Consider the following 15,648-nt stretch of genomic DNA (forward strand, 5'->3'; position numbering starts at 1 on the left):
CCATTTTACTGGAGTTTTCCCAATGTCCGGACCACCGAAAACCCCGTCACACCTGGTTTTGGTGAGGGGGAACCCATCCAAGCGCCCGATAAACCAGAATGAGCCTAAGCCGGAGAAAGGGATACCCAATACTCCGAAGCACCTCGACAAGATGGGTAAATACTGGTTCCAGCAAATAGCGCAGGAGCTGGACAATATCGGCGTACTGACGCAGCTTGATGCGAAGGCGCTGGAGCTGCTGATTGAAGCCTATACCGAATACCGGCGCCACTGCGAAACGCTCGATACGGAAGGTTATACGTACCGGGTGGAGACACAAACCGGTGACGTAATGATAAAAGCGCATCCGGCAGCCGCGATGAAGGCCGATGCCTGGAAGCGAATTCGCGCCATGCTGTCAGAGTTCGGTATGACCCCTGCCTCGCGCAGCAAAGTTAACGCTGGCGGTCCTGATAAGGTAGATCCGCTGGAAGAATTCCTGAAAGCGAGGGACTGATGGCTAAAGTGGCAGACGGAATCCGCTATGCCGAGCGCGTGGTCGGCGGAGAAATTGTTGCGTGCAAATATGTGAAGCAGGCCTGCGCCCGTTTCCTTGATGACCTGCAGGAAGGGGAGAAGCGCAACATTTTCTTTAGCGAGAGTCGCGCGCAGCACATCCTGAATTTCTACAAGTTCGTGCCGCATGTTAAAGGCGACCTGGCCGGTAAGCCGATTGAGCTGATGGACTGGCACATCTTCATCCTGATTAATATTTTTGGCTTCGTTGTTCCGCTGGTAAACGAGCAAACCGGGGAGCAGGTGCTGAGCGACAAAGGCCGCCCGGTAATGGTAAGGCGTTTCCGTACGGCTTATAACGAGGTGGCGCGTAAGAACGCCAAATCAACGCTCTCATCTGGCATCGGACTGTATATGGCCGGCGCTGATGGTGAAGGCGGCGCTGAGGTTTACTCAGCTGCAACGACCCGCGACCAGGCCCGCATCGTATTCAACGACGCAGTAAACATGATTAAGCAGTCACGCGCCGCGCTGGGCAGGCTGTTTGACTACAATAAGCTCGCGATCTTCCAGGAGCGCACGGCCTCCAAGTTTGAGCCGCTTTCCAGCGACGCCAACAACCTGGATGGCCTGAATATCCACTGCGCGATCGTGGATGAGCTGCACGCGCACCGCACCCGTGACGTGTGGGATGTTCTGGAGACCGCGACCGGCGCCCGTTCGCAATCCCTGCTGTTCGCCATTACCACGGCAGGCTTTAACCGTGAAGGTATCTGCTATGAGCTGCGTGATTACGCAGTAAAGGTGCTGAGTGGCGTGGTAGAGGATGACACTTTTTTTGGAATTATCTTCACGCTCGATGAGGGAGACGAGCCGTTCGACGAAAAGGTGTGGCAGAAAGCCAATCCGGGGCTGGGTATATGTAAGCGCTGGGATGACCTTCGCCGCCTGGCGAAAAAGGCGCAGGAGCAGGTCTCAGCCCGCAATAACTTCTTTACCAAGCACCTGAATATCTGGGTAAGTGCCGAATCGGCCTGGATGGATATGATGAAGTGGGAGTCCTGTGAGCCTCTGGCGCCAGTTCATGAGCTGAAAACCTATCCAATGTGGGCAGGTGTTGACCTGGCGAACAAAATCGATATCTGTGCGGCGGTAAAAGTCTGGCGCGCGCCCGCCGGCCATGTACATGCGGATTTTAAATTCTGGCTGCCGGAAGGTCGCCTGGAGCGCTGCTCACGGCAGATGGCTGAGTTGTACCAGAAATGGAGTGACAGCGGACACCTGACGCTGACCGATGGCGACGTGGTGGATCACGCTGTTATCAAAGAAGACCTTCTGGCGTGGATTGCTGGTGAAAACCTGCGTGAAATTGGATTCGACCCATGGGGCGCGACGCAATTCAGCCTTTCTCTGGCAGAAGAGGGCGTGCCGATGGTGGAGGTGGCGCAGACGGTCCGTAACCTGTCAGAAGCGATGAAGGAAACTGAGGCACTGGCTTACGCCGGGCGCCTGCATCATAACAATCACCCGGTAATGACCTGGATGATGAGCAACGTCACCGCAAAGGTGGATAAAAACGACAACATCTTCCCCAACAAATCGACGCCGGAGGCGAAGATAGACGGCCCGGTTGCCATGTTTACCGGGCTCAGTCGTCTAATCCTCAACGGCGGAGAAGAGCCGCAGGATTTAAGCGGCTTCTTTGATAATCCGATAATGGTAGGTTTCTGATGAAAGAGAACAAACAGCCCGGCAGGGTCAAAAGCGCGCTGCTGAACTGGCTGGGCGTGCCGATCGGACTGACGACGGGAACCTTCTGGCAGGAATGGATGGGCATGAGCAGTAGTGGAAAGGTGGTGTCGGCTGATAAAGCGATCCACCTTTCTGCCGTCTGGGCCTGTGTCAGGCTGCTGAGTGAGTCTGTATCCACGCTGCCGCTAAAGATTTACGCACGGCAGCCGGACGGATCACGCAAGCCCGCCACTGACCATCCGGCATACCAGGTTCTTTGTCGCCGGCCAAACCTCGAAATGACACCATCCCGTTTCATGCTGATGCTGGTCGCCAGTATCTGCCTGCGCGGTAATGCCTTTGTCGAAAAGAAGATGATCGGTAATCGCCTGGTGGCACTGGTTCCGCTGTTGCCTCAGAACATGGTGGTTAAGCGACTGGATAACGGCAGCCTGGAATACACCTATACCGAAGTGGCAACGCAACGCGTTATCCCGGTAAAAAACATTATGCATATTCGCGGGTTTGGCCTGGATGGCATCTGCGGCATGATGCCGATGATGGCCGGGCGCGATGTGATCGGTTCGGCTATGGCGGTCGAAGAATCGGCAGCGAAGATATTTGAGAATGGGCTGCAAAGCTCGGGCTTTTTATCAGCAGAGGCAGCGCTGGATGCAGAGCAGCGTGAACGGTTGCGTGGTTATATGCAGGCATTCACTGGCTCACGCAATGCTGGACGGATTATGGTCCTGGAAGGCGGTCTGAAATATCAGAACGTCACCATGAACCCCGAAGCGGCTCAGATGCTGGAGTCCCGCGCGTTCAGCATTGAGGAAATCTGCCGCTGGTTTCGCGTGCCGCCGTTTATGGTTGGCCATGCTGATAAACAGAGTAGCTGGGCGTCGAGCGTTGAGGGAATGAACCTGCAGTTCCTGACAAACACGCTGCGTCCGTTGCTGGTAAACATCGAGCAGGAGATTTCCCGCTGCCTGCTGGATGGTGATGATGACCTGTTTGCTGAATTCTCCGTTGAAGGGTTGCTTCGTGCTGACAGTGCCGGACGGGCCGCTTACTACACCACGGCGCTTCAGAACGGCTGGATGTCCCGCAATGATGTCCGGCGTCTGGAGAACATGCCGCCGATTGAAGGCGGTGAGCTTTATACCGTTCAGCTGAACCTGACGCCGCTGGAAGATTTGAAGCAGAACAGCAAGGCAGCACAGGCCGCACAGATGCGTAAGCTGCACAGCTACCTTTTCCCTGACGTACCTTTCGAGCAATCCCCGCTGAAACAGGCGGCTTAGGAGCTATCCCCATGACACTGAAAAGCCTTCCGGAAGCACCGGCGGGGCGGCCTTCTGCACTCTCAAAACGGGATTTGCCGTCCGCCACCATGGAGCGCTGGAACGGCGGCATCAAAGCCGCAAACACTGATGAAAACAGCATCTCTATTTTTGACGTTATCGGTGCCGATTACTGGGGTGAAGGCGTAACGGCCAGTCGTATCGCCGGTGCGCTCCGCTCAATGAATGGCGCTGACGTGACGGTGAATATCAACTCGCCGGGCGGCGACATGTTTGAAGGCCTGGCCATCTACAACCTTTTGCGCGAGTACAAAGGCAAAGTCACCGTGAAGGTGCTGGGGCTGGCAGCATCTGCTGCCTCCATCATTGCCATGGCCGGAGACGACGTGCAAATCGGACGTGGTGCCTTCCTGATGATTCATAACTGTTGGGTCTATGCGATGGGCAACCGTCATGACCTGGCGCAAATCGCCGCAGACATGGAGCCTTTCGATAAAGCGATGGGTGACATCTACTCTGCGCGAACGGGACTCAGTAAGGAAGAGGTGGCCACGATGATGGATGGCGAAACCTATATCGGCGGCAGTGATGCGGTTGATAAAGGTTTTGCCGATCGCCTGCTTTCCGCTGATGAAATTTCTGATGACGACGACAGTCCGGCGGCAGCATTGCGCAAGCTCGACGCGTTGCTGGCGAAAGCGGATACCCCGCGCTCTGAGCGTCGCAAACTTCTGAAAGCTTTAACCGGCAGCAAGCCAGGCGCTGCTGCCGATCATGATGGTACGCCGGGCGCTACCGAAGAAATCAACCCTGAAAATATTGCACAACTTGAAAACGCCCTGGCGGCGTTCGGCAAATAAGGAAAAACCATGTCTGAAGTTAACGATTTACTGAAAAAAGTCTCCGCTAAGCTGGAAGAAGTGTCCGGCACCTTCAGCCAGAAGGCCGAGGATGCGCTGAAAGAGGCTAAAAACTCCGGCCAGCTGTCTGCGCAGACCAAAGAAGCGGTGGATAAAATCGCTACCGAATTCAACGCTCTGACTGAAGCCAATAAGTCTCTGAAAGCGTCTCTGGGCGAACTGGAGCAGCACGTTGCCAGCATGCCGCTGAACAACGCTAAAAAGGTGATCGAGACCGTTGGCCAGACCGTTATCAGCAGTGAAGCGCTGAAAGCGTTCGCGGCAAGCGTTGAAGGCGGGAAGCGCGTCAGCGTTCCGGTGAATGCTGCGCTGATCTCCACTGACGTGGCAACCGGCGTGGTTGAGCCGCAGCGCCTGCCGGGTATTGATACCGCGCCGAAGCAGCGCCTCTTCATCCGGGATCTGATTGCGCCGGGCCGCACCTCTGCACCGGCCATCTTCTGGGTGCAGCAGACCGGATTCACCAATGCGGCGAAAGTCGTGCCGGAAGGTACCGCCAAACCGTACAGTGATATTCAGTTCGCCACGCAGATCACTCCGGTGACCACCATCGCGCACATGTTCAAGGCGTCCAAACAGATCCTGGATGATTTTGCACAGCTGCAGTCCACTATCGACGCTGAAATGCGTTACGGCCTGAAATATGTCGAAGAGCAGGAGATTCTCTTCGGCGATGGTACCGGCGCGCACCTGAAAGGCATCGTCCCACAGGCATCTGCTTATGACGCTGCCTTTACCGTTGAGCAGCAGAACGGCATCGATGATCTCCGCCTCGCAATGCTGCAGGCGCAGCTGGCGCGCTTCCCGGCTTCCGGCCACGTCCTGCACTTCATCGACTGGGCGAAGATTGAACTCACCAAAGACACGCTGGGCCGCTATATCCTGGCGAACCCGGCGGCCCTGACCGGGCCTACCCTGTGGGGCCTTCCTGTGGTGGCGACCGAAGCTGCAGCATTCCAGGGCAAATTCCTGACCGGTGCATTCAACGCCGCTGCCCAGCTGTTCGACCGTGAAGATGCCAACGTGGTGATCTCCACCGAGAACGCCGACGACTTCGAGAAGAACATGATCTCGATTCGCTGCGAAGAGCGCCTGGCGCTGGCGGTGAAACGCCCGGAAGCTTTCATCTACGGATCCTTCACTGCGCCTGCTGCTGGTGGCGGCGCGTAATCCTTAACGGCGGCCTGCGGGCCGCTTTTCGTTTTCCTTTAAGGAGACAGCCATGAAGCTGATCGCTATCAAGCCCATTTACTTTGAAGGCAATGTACTTACTGAAGGTACTGAGTTCGAAACGCTGGAGCAGCATGGTCGCGAGCTGGTGGCACGCGGTTATGCCTCAGAGCCCGGTGCCAAAAAAACGGAACCGGATAAAGACCCCGATCCAAAAGGAAAGAGCAAAGGTAAGTAAGGAGCGCGCATGCTTACTAAAGAGCAGGTGAAGCATCACTGCAATATCGAACAGGACTTCACGGAAGACGACGCCTGGATCGATACGGGCATAAAAGCTGCGGAACGCTACGTTGAAAAATGGACCCGCCGTCGGCTTTATGAAAAAGCTGATGATCCGCTTTTTATGGCCGATCCCGACGCGCTGCTTTATGGCGAGGATGTTGAAATGGCTATGTTGATGCTGATTGCCCACTGGTACACCAACCGTGAAACGGTCAGCACCGGCAGCACGACATCTGCGCTGGCTTTCTCTACTGAAGCACTCCTTCAGCCCTACCGGATTTATGGCCTATGAAAGCGGGACGTCTGCGGCACAGGGTAATCCTTCAGAAACCGGCAACCGGGCGATTACCGTCCGGACAGCCTGCAACCGGCTGGGTGGATGTTGCTTCGGTTCGGGCAGAAGTCGCGGATGTATCGGGCCGGGAGATGATGGACGGCGGCGCAGAGTTGAGCAGCACCACAACCCGGATCTGGATGCGTCGTTATCCAGGCATTCCCGTAACCACGGGATGGCGAGCCGTTCATCTGCCGCCAACCGGAGGCGGTGAGATATATGACATCAAGTCGGCTATCTCAGCAGAGAACGGCACCAGGCTCGAATTGCTTTGCGAGAAGGGGGTGAAACAGTGATTTCAACGAGTCTTGATTTTTCCGGTCTGGCCGATATCGCGAAGGATCTGGAGACGCTCAGCAGGGCTGAAAATAATAAGGTTCTGCGCGATGCCACACGTGCTGGTGCAGAAGTTCTGCGACAGGAGGTAGAAGATCGTGCGCCCGTCCTTACCGGGAAACTGAAAAAAAACGTGGTGGTGGTGACCAAAAAGGGTCGCCGCCGCGGCGAAATCGCTTCCGGCGTGCATATCCGGGGCGTTAACCCGGACACCGGCAACAGCGACAACAAAATGAAGGCCAGCAATCCGCGCAACGCTTTTTACTGGCGCTTCGTTGAGCTCGGTACATCGAATATGCCTGCGCACCCCTTTGTTCGTCCTGCGTTTGACGCCCGGCAGGAAGAGGCTACGCAGGCAGCGCTGGCCCGCATGAATCAGGCCATTGATGAGGTGCTGGCGAAATGACAGAGGCTGACATTTATCAGCGGCTCAGAGCGCTGGCAGGCGGAAATGTTTTTCCGTACGTTACGCCGCAGGGTACCACGGCGCCGTGGGTGATTTATCTGCTCCCGGGTTCAGTCAGCGAGGATGTTTTCTGCGGTCCGGCAGAAACAGCAAGCACGGTTCAGGTTGATGCCTGGGCCTCGTCGATTGATGATGCCCGGGCGCTACGTGATCAGGTTAAAGCGGCTCTGGCCGATCTGCATCCTGTCGGACTAAACGAGATTAACGACTACGAGCCGGATACCGGGCTTTACCGGGCCACGCTTGAAGTTCAGATCTGGCAATAAATCATCATCACATTAACTCTGCCGCCTCCAGGCGGCTTTTTTATATCCGGAGATCACTATGTCCTCTAAGTATGAAAAAACGCAGGGTACGAAAATTAACATTTCGGAAAATCCTGCAACCGAACCAAACCCCACTGGCGCCACCTGGCAATCCATCAACTGCTCGACCAAGGAGCTTAGCTACACCGGTGGGCAAAAGTCAGACATCGACACCACCACGCTATGTTCCACCGAGCAGGAAATGACAAACGGCCTGGCCGCGCCAGGTGAAATGACGGTTTCCGGGAACTGGTCTGCTGATGAAGAGGGGCAGAACACATTACGCACCGCTTACGACACTGATGCGTTGCACGCTTTTCAGGTGATCTTCCCATCCGGCAACGGTTATGCATTCCTGGCTGAAGTTCGTCAGAACAGCTGGAGCCTGGGCACTGCCGGGGTGGTGACCGCATCGTTTACGCTGCGCATCAAAGGTAAGCCCGTCCCGATCGTTCCGGCACCTTCTGCAGGCTAATAACAGCGGCGAAAGCCGCTATTCCTGATTACAAACTGAGAAAAAATGAAATGGGAAAACAGGTTTCACAGAGTTCACTTCGCTCGCTCGCGTTGGCACCTATGGCAGGCTTTCGCACAAAAATCGTCACCGTTCCGGAGTGGGAAAACGCCAGGGTAAAACTGCGTGAGCCATCAGCGCAGGCCTGGCTTGAATGGCAGCAGGTGCTTAATCCGATGCAGGGAGAAAGCGAGCCAGAAAATCTGACGGCGGCAGAACGTGCGCTGCGCAACAAGAGCGCTGATGTGGTGCTGTTTATTGATGTGCTACTGGAAGAAGATGGCACGCAGGTCTTCAGCGAAGAGGATAAGCCGCAGGTCGAGCAGTTTTACGGCCCGGTGCATTCCCGTCTTCTCAAGCAGGCGCTCGACCTGACCACTTCGGCGGCCGAGGTGGAAAAGCTGTAAGCCAGCCCGGCACGTTCTTCCTGATGACGCTGGCGCTCCGTCTGGGGCGCACTCTGCATGAACTGAAGCAAACCCTGACGGCCAGGGAGTTGCGCATGTGGATCGAATTTGACCGAATCAATCCAATTAGCGATCGGCGCGGCGATATTCAGGCGGCGCAGATTTCCGCTGCCGTGCTTAACTCGCAGGGTGCCAAGGTCAGCATGGATGATGTGATCCTTCAGTGGAGCGCTGAGGAACAGGAAGAGGAAGGCGCCGGGCTGGAGGGGTTCTTTGCGGGACTTGCGGGTTAATAGACATTATTGGTGTGAGGCGCTTTATTTGTTTAACCTCGCGCTCCTGAGAACTTTTGCATAATTCACAATAGTTAACAGTGAAAACATAAACCCGCTTTGGCGGGTTTTTTATTGGGTGAAATATGGCTACTCTGCGCGAACTGATAATTAAAATTTCAGCTAACTCACAGTCATTCCAGACTGAAATAGCTCGTGCTTCGCGCATGGGGCAAGACTACTACCGCACTATGCAAAGCGGTAGCAGACAGGCTACAGCTGCAGCAAAAGAGAGCGAGAAAGCTTTATCTGATTTAACAGATGGATTTGCTTCGGCAGGAAGAGCCGCTGCTACCGCTACGGCAGCATTTGCTACTGGCAAGATTATCCAGATTGCCGACGAGTGGAATTCTGTAAACGCTCGTCTTAAGCAGGCATCATCCTCTGCTGATGATTTTGCTGCATCTCAGCGCCAGTTAATGGAAATCAGCCAAAGAACTGGCACGGCATTTTCCGACAACGCAAACCTTTTTTCACGCGCAGCTGCTTCAATGCGTGAATATGGGTATAGCTCTGACGAAGTTCTGAAAATTACCGAAGCTGTTTCTACCGGCCTCAAACTTTCGGGGGCTAATACTCAGGAAGCGAGTTCTGTTATCACCCAATTCAGCCAGGCTCTGGCGCAGGGCGTTCTTCGCGGTGAAGAATTTAACGCCGTTAACGAAGCAGGTGATCGCGTCATCCGCGCACTTGCCGCCGGAATGGGCGTGGCCCGCAAAGACCTGAAGAGCATGGCTGACCAGGGGCAACTTACGATTGATAAGGTTGTTCCTGCATTAATGAGCCAGTTGGGCTCATTGCAGGGTGAGTTTGCCAGCATGCCGCAAACAGTTTCCGGATCCCTGCAAAAAGTCACCAACTCGTTCATGGCATGGGTTGGAGGTATCAACCAGGCTACTGGTGCTACTGATGCGCTATCTGGTGGTCTGGACGGAGTTGCCCAGACGCTTGATTCTTTGACCTCTTCGGCAGTAAGTGGCGCGCTGAGTGATGTTGCAGACAATATGTCCACGATCACAACGGTGGCGGGAGCGCTTGTTGGCGTCGGGCTGGCAAGATACCTCAGCGGAGTGGTAACCAGTGCCACGAGTGCAACAGGTGCACTAATTTCAGCTGCGAAATCTGAGGTTGCTCTCGCTGTTGCACAGGACAAAGCTGCTCAGTCTGCTGTTGCAGCTTCAAGGGCTGAAGTTTATCGAGCCCAGCAAGCTGTTCAGCGAGCGCGAAGTGCGGATGTGCAAGCCGCTCAGCATGAAAAAATCGCGGCAGCTGAGGCAAAAGTCACCGCAGCCCAGACCAGGCTCACTGCCGCTCTTGCAAGTGGCACCGCTACAGAAAAAGTCAGGGCCAGAACAGCGCTTGATCGTGCGCAGGCAGGGCTGGTGGCTGCAAAAAATGCCGATGTCCAGACTATTGCTGAAAGACGACTGGCTTCTGCTGAGGCTGCCAGAGACCGGAACCTCGCAAATCGTGTTACCACCCAAAGCAATCTCAATAGTGTGACATCTGTGGGTACTCGCCTTATGGGCGGTGCCCTCGGGCTTATTGGCGGCGTGCCGGGGCTGGTTATGCTGGGGGCTGGGGCCTGGTATGCGATGTATCAAAATCAGGAGCAGGCTCGCCGTTCTGCTCAGGAATATGCCAGTACGATCGATGAAGTTAGTAAAAAGTCGAGGGCAATGACTCTGCCTGAAGCTTCAGATAATGCAGAGAAAACTCGTGCCGCTCTGAATGAACAGAACAGGCTGATTGATGAACAAAAAAGCAAGATTGAAAGCCTGAAAGAGGAGATAGCTGGTTATCAGTCAGTGATCAGTAACCCTGGTCCGACTACCAGCGGTGGTTTCATGATTAACCACCTGACATCTTTGGATACTGTGACTCGTGGGCTGGCTACGGCTACAGAGCAGTTATCTGTTGAGCAAGAAAGGCTTGCTCAGATGCAGGAAAAATCCGCTTCTATTCAGCAGGTTCTTGAGGGGCTTGAGCATCGACGGGTGGCACTCATCCGAGAAGAGGCGGCCAATCAAAACCGGGCTTATCAATCTCTCCTGCTGATGAATGGGCAGCATGACGAATTTAACCGTTTGCTGGGGCTGGGTAATCAACTTCTTATGGCCCGTCAGGGGCTGGCGAACGTTCCAGTAAGGCTTCCTCAGGCAGATCTCGATAAAAAGCAAACCGACGCTCTTGAAAAGAGTCGCCGGGATCTGGAGCTGTCACGACTGAAGGGTGAGGCTAAGGAGCGCTTACGGCTGAGTTATGCCGCAGACGATCTGGGTTTAACCAGTGACCCGCAATTCCAGACTGCCCGTCAGGAGTTGATTAATAACGGTCTTGCGGAATGGCGCAATAACGAGGCCAATAAACCTAAGGCGAAAGGGGTTAAAACCGAAGGCGAAAAAACAGAGGATGTGTATAAGCGCCTTATAAAGCAGCAAAAAGAGCAGATCGCGTTACAGGGTCAGAATACCGAACTGGCGAAGATTAGATATCAGGTTAGCCAGGGCGAACTTGCTTCACTGACCGAGGCTCAGAAAAAGACTGTATTACAAAACGCCGCACTAATTGACCAGGTCAAATTGCGTGAGCAATTACGAAATTACGAAGCAAACCTTGCAGACAATAACGCCAGCGCCCGCGCAGCCAATGATGCACAGCTTCTTGGTTACGGGCAGGGCAGCCGATTTCGCGAGAGGCTTAAGGAGCAATTCAACCTGCGCAAGGAGTTCGAGCAGAAGAATACCGATCTTCTCCGCCAGCGTCAGGCTGGTGAAATCGACGAAACCTTCTATCAGCAGGGCCTGACACTTAATAAGCGCTATCTTGAAGAACGCCTGCGTGACCAAAATGGATATTTCGCAGCTTCAGATGCGCAGCGTGACGACTGGATGACAGGCATGTCCGAAGGTTATGCGAACTGGGTGGACGAAGCCACGGATTATTCTTCCATGGCCGCTGACGGCATGAAGCAGGCAATGGGCGGGGCGGTGACCACTATTACCGATATGCTCAACGGCAACGTTGATAGCTGGAAAGACTGGGGCGTTAGCGTGCTGAAGATTATCCAGAACGTTCTGGTCAACATGGCTGTTGCTAATGCCGTCAGCTCAATCGGATCGCTGTTCAGTTTTGGTGCTTCGTCAGCCGCTACCGCTACTGGCGGTACCGCAATTCAGAGCGCAGGTGCGAACTTCGCTTTCAACGCGAAAGGCGGAGTTTACGACTCTCCTTCGCTCAGCGCGTTCAGCAACAGCATTGTCGATACGCCGACTTTCTTCGCGTTTGCTAAAGGAGCTGGCGTCATGGGCGAGGCGGGGCCGGAGGCGATCATGCCGCTGACCCGCGCTGCTGATGGGTCGCTGGGCGTACGTGCTGTGAGAAATGGCGGCGTAACACCTGGCGGCGGCGGTGCGCCGCAGGTCAATATCCATATCGATGGCAACGGCAATACCCAGACTCAGGCGAGTGGGGGTTATGAGCAGTTCGGGCGTGAAGTGGGCAACTTTGTCGATCGACGTTATCGCGAGCTGATTGGGCGTGATATGTCCCCGGGTGGCGCGCTCTGGAATCTGGCAAAAGGAGGTCGCTGATGGCTCTTGAAACGTTCAGCTGGTGTCCACGAATCAATGCGGAACAGGAGGTAAATTTTCGCCGTCGTACCGCGCAGTTTGGAGATGGGTACCAGCAGGTGTCCGGGGACGGGATTAATCCCCGGTCGCAAAAGTGGAATCTTCAGTTCACCGGTACCGAAGCGTACATCGCGGCGATTAAAGCCTTTCTCGATCGCCATCAGGGTGTGAAAGCATTTCAGTGGCACCCGCCACTTGAGTCAATGGGGTTATATCGTTGCGACACCTACACTCCGACTTCGTTGGGCGCCGGACTCTTCAACCTTTCCGCAACTTTTGAGCAGGCTTATAAACCATGAGCTTAAACAGTGATTACCAGAAACTTGAGCCAGGCAATGAGGTCCGGCTTTTTTCTGTAGATGGCACGGCGTTCGGTACCGGAGAAGTGCTGCGTTTCCACAGCTACAACGTTCCGCATACTGAAGCAGAGATTGTGACGGCTGGTGGTGATGAATCGAAACTACCTGCCAAAAGCATCTGGTGGCAGGGGCAGGAATATAAAGCGTGGCCCTGTCAGATTGAGGGGATTGAGGCTTCCACCAGTGGGAGTAGCGCTCAACCGAAATTATCGGTAGCGAACCTCGACAGTTCCATCACGGCGCTGTGTCTGGCCTATGACGATATGCTGCAGGCGAAGGTGACTATCCATGACACGCTGGGTAAATATCTTGACGCGAAAAACTTCACTGGCGGCAATACGACGGCCGATCCGACACAGGAAAAGCTGAAGGTTTTTTATATCGACGCAAAGAGCAGTGAAACGAATGAGGTTGTAGAGTTCACGCTTTCTAGCCCGATGGATCTGCAGGGGCTGATGATACCGACGCGCCAGCTCCATTCTCTTTGCACCTGGTGCATTCGTAATAAATACCGTACTGGTGATGGTTGCGATTACGCCGGTTCGCGCTATTTCGACAAAAACAACAATCCGGTCAGTGATCCTTCTCTGGACGAATGCAATGGCACTCTGTCTGCCTGCAAACTTCGGTTCGGTGAAAATAACGAACTCTCGTTTGGTGGTTTTCCGGGCACATCTTTGATCAGGAGCTGATATGCGCCAGAAAACCATCGATGCCATCATGGCGCATGCTGCAGCTGACTATCCTCGCGAGTGTTGCGGCGTGGTGGCGCAAAAAAGCCGCGTTGAACGTTATTTCCCGTGCCGGAATCTTGCCGCTGCGCCGGAGGACAATTTTGTCCTTTGCCCCGAAGACTACGCAGCTGCTGAGGACTGGGGAACGGTGATCGCCATCGTTCACAGTCACCCTGACGCCACAACGCAACCGAGCGAACTGGATAAAGCGCAATGCGACGCAACGCTTTTACCCTGGCATATTGTGAGCTGGCCGGAGGGGGATTTACGCACCATCCAGCCGCGCGGAGAACTGCCGCTGCTGGAGCGTCCGTTTGTGCTTGGACACTTCGACTGCTGGGGGCTGGTAATGAGCTATTTCCGGCAGACCCACGGTATCGAGCTCCACGATTACCGGGTTGATTATCCCTGGTGGGAAAACGACTATCCGGACAACTTCTATCAGGATTGCTGGTATGAGTGCGGATTCCGTGAATTCGACGGACCACCGAAACCCGGCGATATGGTGATCATGCAGGTCCAGGCTGATAAGTGGAACCACGCAGGGATTCTGCTGGAAGGTAATATGCTGCTGCACCATCTTTATGGACACCTGAGCCAGCGCGTTCCATATGGAGGCTATTGGCAGGAACGGACAATGAAGGTTCTGCGTTACAAATCTCTGTGCTAATCTTTCGAAAAACGAAAGGAGATAGGGATATGAAAAAGGCTGTGCTGCTTCTATTCGCTTTAGGCATTGCTGGCTGCTCAACCACGGCGGTTAATTCTAATACCGCCAGGCAGGTACCATCGGAACGTATCTTGATGCAAGGGGCTGGTGACTCAGTTATAAGCATTACACGCGATAAAGGATGGTTTGCTGGTGGCGGGTGCTTTGTCGAAGTAATTATTGATGGAAAATCTTATGCCAGAATTGATACGGGTGAAACAATAGATATTAAAGTCGCTCCCGGTCGCCATATTCTAGGAATATCCGGTGACTCAAAAGGCAAGGGGTTATGCGCAATGCAAGTGGGTCAGCCAATAAAAGAAAGCTCTACTCAAATTAACAGTAAAGAGCACCAAAGATTTAGAATTACTGGTGATACCAACTCCGGTTTAGATATCAGACCAACGATGCTCTAAACCTTCCTAGTTAATGATTAGCCACCTCCGGGTGGCTTTTTTTATGGGTGAATACATGCAAGAAATCATGGCGAGAATTGAGCTTAGCGGTGTATTAGGCAAACAATTTGGTAAAATTCACGAAAGGTTAGTCACTACAAGTTCAGAAATTATTAAGGCGCTTTGCTGCACAATCGATGGCTTTGAAAAATATCTAAATACTAGTAAACAGCGCGGTTTGACGTATGCCATATTTCGTGGAAAGAAAAATATTGGTTTAGATGATTTGGGCTTTCCAGTAACAGAAGATGTTTTCCGCATAGTGCCGGTTGTAATTGGCAGTAAAAAAGCAGGTCTGCTGCAAACTATCTTAGGCGCTGTCTTGGTAGTTGCTGGATATGCACTGTCTGGTTTTACTGGAGGGGCCAGTATGGCTTTAGTTGCTCCAGGTGTTGCATTAATGGCTGGTGGTGTGATTCAGATGCTTTCGCCTCAACCTACAGGCCTGGCCAGCAAACAGGATGCCGATAATCGGGCCTCTTATGCCTTCGGTGGCGTAACGAACACCGCCGCACAGGGTTACCCGGTCCCTTTGCTTTACGGTAAACGCCGAATCGGCGGCGCGATTATTTCTGCCGGGATTTATGTCGAAGATCAACAGTAAATCAATTAACTTATTAGCTGAGAGACAGGAGAAAACTATGACTTTAGAAAGACGAGTTGAAGCGCTGGCAACAACCGTTGCACAACAGCAGGCGACTATTGTGCAGATGCAGGTAGTGATCGCAGATATGCAGGGAACGTCAGGAGCCGGTTGGCGCTTACGGGCAAATGGGGACGTATCTCTGGGTGATGCAGGAGTTTTCGGTGGAACGGTAACAGCGGCCCCGAATGAGGCCGCTAAAACTCATGAAGAAATATTCAATGAAAAGCTCGATTTAATTATTTCTTTGATGCCACCTCTAAAACTTTAAGGATGCGCGTGAACGCATCAATTGTGTGCGGATCATTACGTGCAGCTGATTCTGGGATTTTTGCTTGCCCTGCCTGATAGTTTTTAGTCAGGGCATCGAGTGCGCCTGGCCGGGCAATGTCCAGTAATTTCACAATGTCCGATAGAATCAGGCCAGTTGCAATTTCATGCGTAAGCAGCTTTTGTTTAAGCTCTGCCACTTCTTTTTCCAGTTCTAACATCGAACCCATTTACTTCTCCTTTTTCCAGA

Annotated in this window: 21 protein-coding genes; 20 read left to right on the plus strand and 1 reads right to left on the minus strand. The window is 53.7% G+C overall.

The genetic code is table 11. The annotated features are described in order from the left end of the window. The first annotated feature begins 22 nt into the window (after nt 1–22). The 20 genes from FHN83_RS21945 to FHN83_RS22040 all read left to right on the plus strand — a co-directional run bounded on the left by FHN83_RS21945 (nt 23) and on the right by FHN83_RS22040 (nt 15,399). Entirely contained in the window at nt 23–496 is a 474-nt protein-coding gene (locus FHN83_RS21945) for a phage terminase small subunit P27 family (protein ID WP_139564920.1), read from the plus strand. Then, on the plus strand, nt 496–2,226 hold the full coding sequence (locus tag FHN83_RS21950) for a terminase large subunit (protein ID WP_139564921.1): 1,731 nt from the start codon (nt 496–498) through the stop codon (nt 2,224–2,226). The genes FHN83_RS21945 and FHN83_RS21950 overlap by 1 nt, the downstream gene beginning before the upstream one ends. Next, on the plus strand, nt 2,226–3,530 hold the full coding sequence (locus FHN83_RS21955) for a phage portal protein (protein ID WP_139564922.1): 1,305 nt from the start codon (nt 2,226–2,228) through the stop codon (nt 3,528–3,530). Before FHN83_RS21950 ends, FHN83_RS21955 begins: the two co-directional genes overlap by 1 nt. 11 nt (nt 3,531–3,541) lie before the next feature. Further along, a complete protein-coding gene (locus FHN83_RS21960) occupies nt 3,542–4,390 on the plus strand; it encodes a head maturation protease, ClpP-related (RefSeq protein ID WP_139564923.1) in 849 nt (282 codons plus the stop codon). A 9-nt stretch (nt 4,391–4,399) separates the two neighbouring features. Next, a complete protein-coding gene (locus FHN83_RS21965; protein WP_139564924.1) occupies nt 4,400–5,620 on the plus strand; it encodes a phage major capsid protein in 1,221 nt (406 codons plus the stop codon). A gap of 52 nt (nt 5,621–5,672) precedes the next feature. Further along, a complete protein-coding gene (locus FHN83_RS21970) occupies nt 5,673–5,858 on the plus strand; it encodes a hypothetical protein (RefSeq protein WP_139564925.1) in 186 nt (61 codons plus the stop codon). Between the two features lie 9 nt (nt 5,859–5,867). Next, nucleotides 5,868–6,194 (plus strand): head-tail connector protein, encoded by a 327-nt coding sequence (locus FHN83_RS21975; RefSeq protein WP_139564926.1) that lies wholly within the window; start codon nt 5,868–5,870, stop codon nt 6,192–6,194. Further along, nucleotides 6,191–6,532 (plus strand): phage head closure protein, encoded by a 342-nt coding sequence (locus tag FHN83_RS21980; protein WP_012124231.1) that lies wholly within the window; start codon nt 6,191–6,193, stop codon nt 6,530–6,532. Before FHN83_RS21975 ends, FHN83_RS21980 begins: the two co-directional genes overlap by 4 nt. Beyond that, entirely contained in the window at nt 6,529–6,978 is a 450-nt protein-coding gene (locus FHN83_RS21985; protein WP_139564927.1) for an HK97-gp10 family putative phage morphogenesis protein, read from the plus strand. Before FHN83_RS21980 ends, FHN83_RS21985 begins: the two co-directional genes overlap by 4 nt. After that, nucleotides 6,975–7,304, plus strand: a complete 330-nt coding sequence (locus FHN83_RS21990) for a DUF3168 domain-containing protein (protein ID WP_139564928.1) — start codon at nt 6,975–6,977, stop codon at nt 7,302–7,304. The genes FHN83_RS21985 and FHN83_RS21990 overlap by 4 nt, the downstream gene beginning before the upstream one ends. A 58-nt stretch (nt 7,305–7,362) precedes the next feature. Next, entirely contained in the window at nt 7,363–7,818 is a 456-nt protein-coding gene (locus tag FHN83_RS21995) for a phage tail tube protein (RefSeq protein ID WP_015386561.1), read from the plus strand. Between the two features lie 50 nt (nt 7,819–7,868). Further along, nucleotides 7,869–8,264: a phage tail assembly chaperone gene (locus FHN83_RS22000; RefSeq protein WP_103826542.1), complete on the plus strand. Its 396-nt coding sequence runs from the start codon at nt 7,869–7,871 to the stop codon at nt 8,262–8,264. A gap of 23 nt (nt 8,265–8,287) precedes the next feature. Then, entirely contained in the window at nt 8,288–8,557 is a 270-nt protein-coding gene (locus tag FHN83_RS22005; RefSeq protein WP_103826543.1) for a phage tail assembly protein T, read from the plus strand. A 125-nt stretch (nt 8,558–8,682) separates the two neighbouring features. Continuing rightward, nucleotides 8,683–12,189 carry a phage tail tape measure protein gene (locus FHN83_RS22010; protein ID WP_139564929.1) on the plus strand — a complete coding sequence of 1,169 codons (3,507 nt, stop codon included), beginning with the start codon at nt 8,683–8,685 and terminating at the stop codon, nt 12,187–12,189. After that, nucleotides 12,189–12,527, plus strand: coding sequence for a phage tail protein (locus FHN83_RS22015; protein ID WP_103826545.1), 339 nt, complete (start codon nt 12,189–12,191; stop codon nt 12,525–12,527). The genes FHN83_RS22010 and FHN83_RS22015 overlap by 1 nt, the downstream gene beginning before the upstream one ends. After that, nucleotides 12,524–13,279 carry a phage minor tail protein L gene (locus FHN83_RS22020; RefSeq protein ID WP_139564930.1) on the plus strand — a complete coding sequence of 252 codons (756 nt, stop codon included), beginning with the start codon at nt 12,524–12,526 and terminating at the stop codon, nt 13,277–13,279. Before FHN83_RS22015 ends, FHN83_RS22020 begins: the two co-directional genes overlap by 4 nt. A 1-nt stretch (nt 13,280) precedes the next feature. Then, nucleotides 13,281–13,991, plus strand: a complete 711-nt coding sequence (locus FHN83_RS22025) for a C40 family peptidase (RefSeq protein ID WP_139564931.1) — start codon at nt 13,281–13,283, stop codon at nt 13,989–13,991. Nucleotides 13,992–14,020: 29 nt separating this feature from the next. Next, the gene (locus FHN83_RS22030) at nt 14,021–14,446 is read left to right on the plus strand and encodes a hypothetical protein (protein ID WP_139564932.1); all 426 of its coding nucleotides are present in this window, start codon (nt 14,021–14,023) and stop codon (nt 14,444–14,446) included. Nucleotides 14,447–14,501: 55 nt separating this feature from the next. Further along, complete coding sequence (locus tag FHN83_RS22035) at nt 14,502–15,089, plus strand: tail assembly protein (RefSeq protein ID WP_139564933.1); 588 nt, start codon at nt 14,502–14,504, stop codon at nt 15,087–15,089. A gap of 37 nt (nt 15,090–15,126) precedes the next feature. Further along, a complete protein-coding gene (locus tag FHN83_RS22040; RefSeq protein WP_139564934.1) occupies nt 15,127–15,399 on the plus strand; it encodes a hypothetical protein in 273 nt (90 codons plus the stop codon). Here FHN83_RS22040 and FHN83_RS22045 read toward each other — a convergent pair. After that, nucleotides 15,368–15,628, minus strand: a complete 261-nt coding sequence (locus FHN83_RS22045) for a hypothetical protein (RefSeq protein WP_008323354.1) — start codon at nt 15,626–15,628, stop codon at nt 15,368–15,370. The two genes, FHN83_RS22040 and FHN83_RS22045, sit on opposite strands and share 32 nt — an antisense overlap. Nucleotides 15,629–15,648: the final 20 nt, after the last annotated feature.

Source organism: Leclercia adecarboxylata (assembly GCF_006171285.1).
Lineage (GTDB): Bacteria > Pseudomonadota > Gammaproteobacteria > Enterobacterales > Enterobacteriaceae > Enterobacter > Enterobacter barmai.

Coding starts and splice junctions, on each gene's coding strand:
- FHN83_RS21945 (WP_139564920.1), top strand. CDS start 23: ATGTCCGGACCACCGAAAACCCCGTCACACCTGGTTTTGGTGAGGGGG.
- FHN83_RS21950 (WP_139564921.1), top strand. CDS start 496: ATGGCTAAAGTGGCAGACGGAATCCGCTATGCCGAGCGCGTGGTCGGC.
- FHN83_RS21955 (WP_139564922.1), top strand. CDS start 2,226: ATGAAAGAGAACAAACAGCCCGGCAGGGTCAAAAGCGCGCTGCTGAAC.
- FHN83_RS21960 (WP_139564923.1), top strand. CDS start 3,542: ATGACACTGAAAAGCCTTCCGGAAGCACCGGCGGGGCGGCCTTCTGCA.
- FHN83_RS21965 (WP_139564924.1), top strand. CDS start 4,400: ATGTCTGAAGTTAACGATTTACTGAAAAAAGTCTCCGCTAAGCTGGAA.
- FHN83_RS21970 (WP_139564925.1), top strand. CDS start 5,673: ATGAAGCTGATCGCTATCAAGCCCATTTACTTTGAAGGCAATGTACTT.
- FHN83_RS21975 (WP_139564926.1), top strand. CDS start 5,868: ATGCTTACTAAAGAGCAGGTGAAGCATCACTGCAATATCGAACAGGAC.
- FHN83_RS21980 (WP_012124231.1), top strand. CDS start 6,191: ATGAAAGCGGGACGTCTGCGGCACAGGGTAATCCTTCAGAAACCGGCA.
- FHN83_RS21990 (WP_139564928.1), top strand. CDS start 6,975: ATGACAGAGGCTGACATTTATCAGCGGCTCAGAGCGCTGGCAGGCGGA.
- FHN83_RS21995 (WP_015386561.1), top strand. CDS start 7,363: ATGTCCTCTAAGTATGAAAAAACGCAGGGTACGAAAATTAACATTTCG.
- FHN83_RS22000 (WP_103826542.1), top strand. CDS start 7,869: ATGGGAAAACAGGTTTCACAGAGTTCACTTCGCTCGCTCGCGTTGGCA.
- FHN83_RS22005 (WP_103826543.1), top strand. CDS start 8,288: ATGACGCTGGCGCTCCGTCTGGGGCGCACTCTGCATGAACTGAAGCAA.
- FHN83_RS22010 (WP_139564929.1), top strand. CDS start 8,683: ATGGCTACTCTGCGCGAACTGATAATTAAAATTTCAGCTAACTCACAG.
- FHN83_RS22015 (WP_103826545.1), top strand. CDS start 12,189: ATGGCTCTTGAAACGTTCAGCTGGTGTCCACGAATCAATGCGGAACAG.
- FHN83_RS22020 (WP_139564930.1), top strand. CDS start 12,524: ATGAGCTTAAACAGTGATTACCAGAAACTTGAGCCAGGCAATGAGGTC.
- FHN83_RS22025 (WP_139564931.1), top strand. CDS start 13,281: ATGCGCCAGAAAACCATCGATGCCATCATGGCGCATGCTGCAGCTGAC.
- FHN83_RS22030 (WP_139564932.1), top strand. CDS start 14,021: ATGAAAAAGGCTGTGCTGCTTCTATTCGCTTTAGGCATTGCTGGCTGC.
- FHN83_RS22035 (WP_139564933.1), top strand. CDS start 14,502: ATGCAAGAAATCATGGCGAGAATTGAGCTTAGCGGTGTATTAGGCAAA.
- FHN83_RS22040 (WP_139564934.1), top strand. CDS start 15,127: ATGACTTTAGAAAGACGAGTTGAAGCGCTGGCAACAACCGTTGCACAA.
- FHN83_RS22045 (WP_008323354.1), bottom strand. CDS start 15,628: ATGGGTTCGATGTTAGAACTGGAAAAAGAAGTGGCAGAGCTTAAACAA.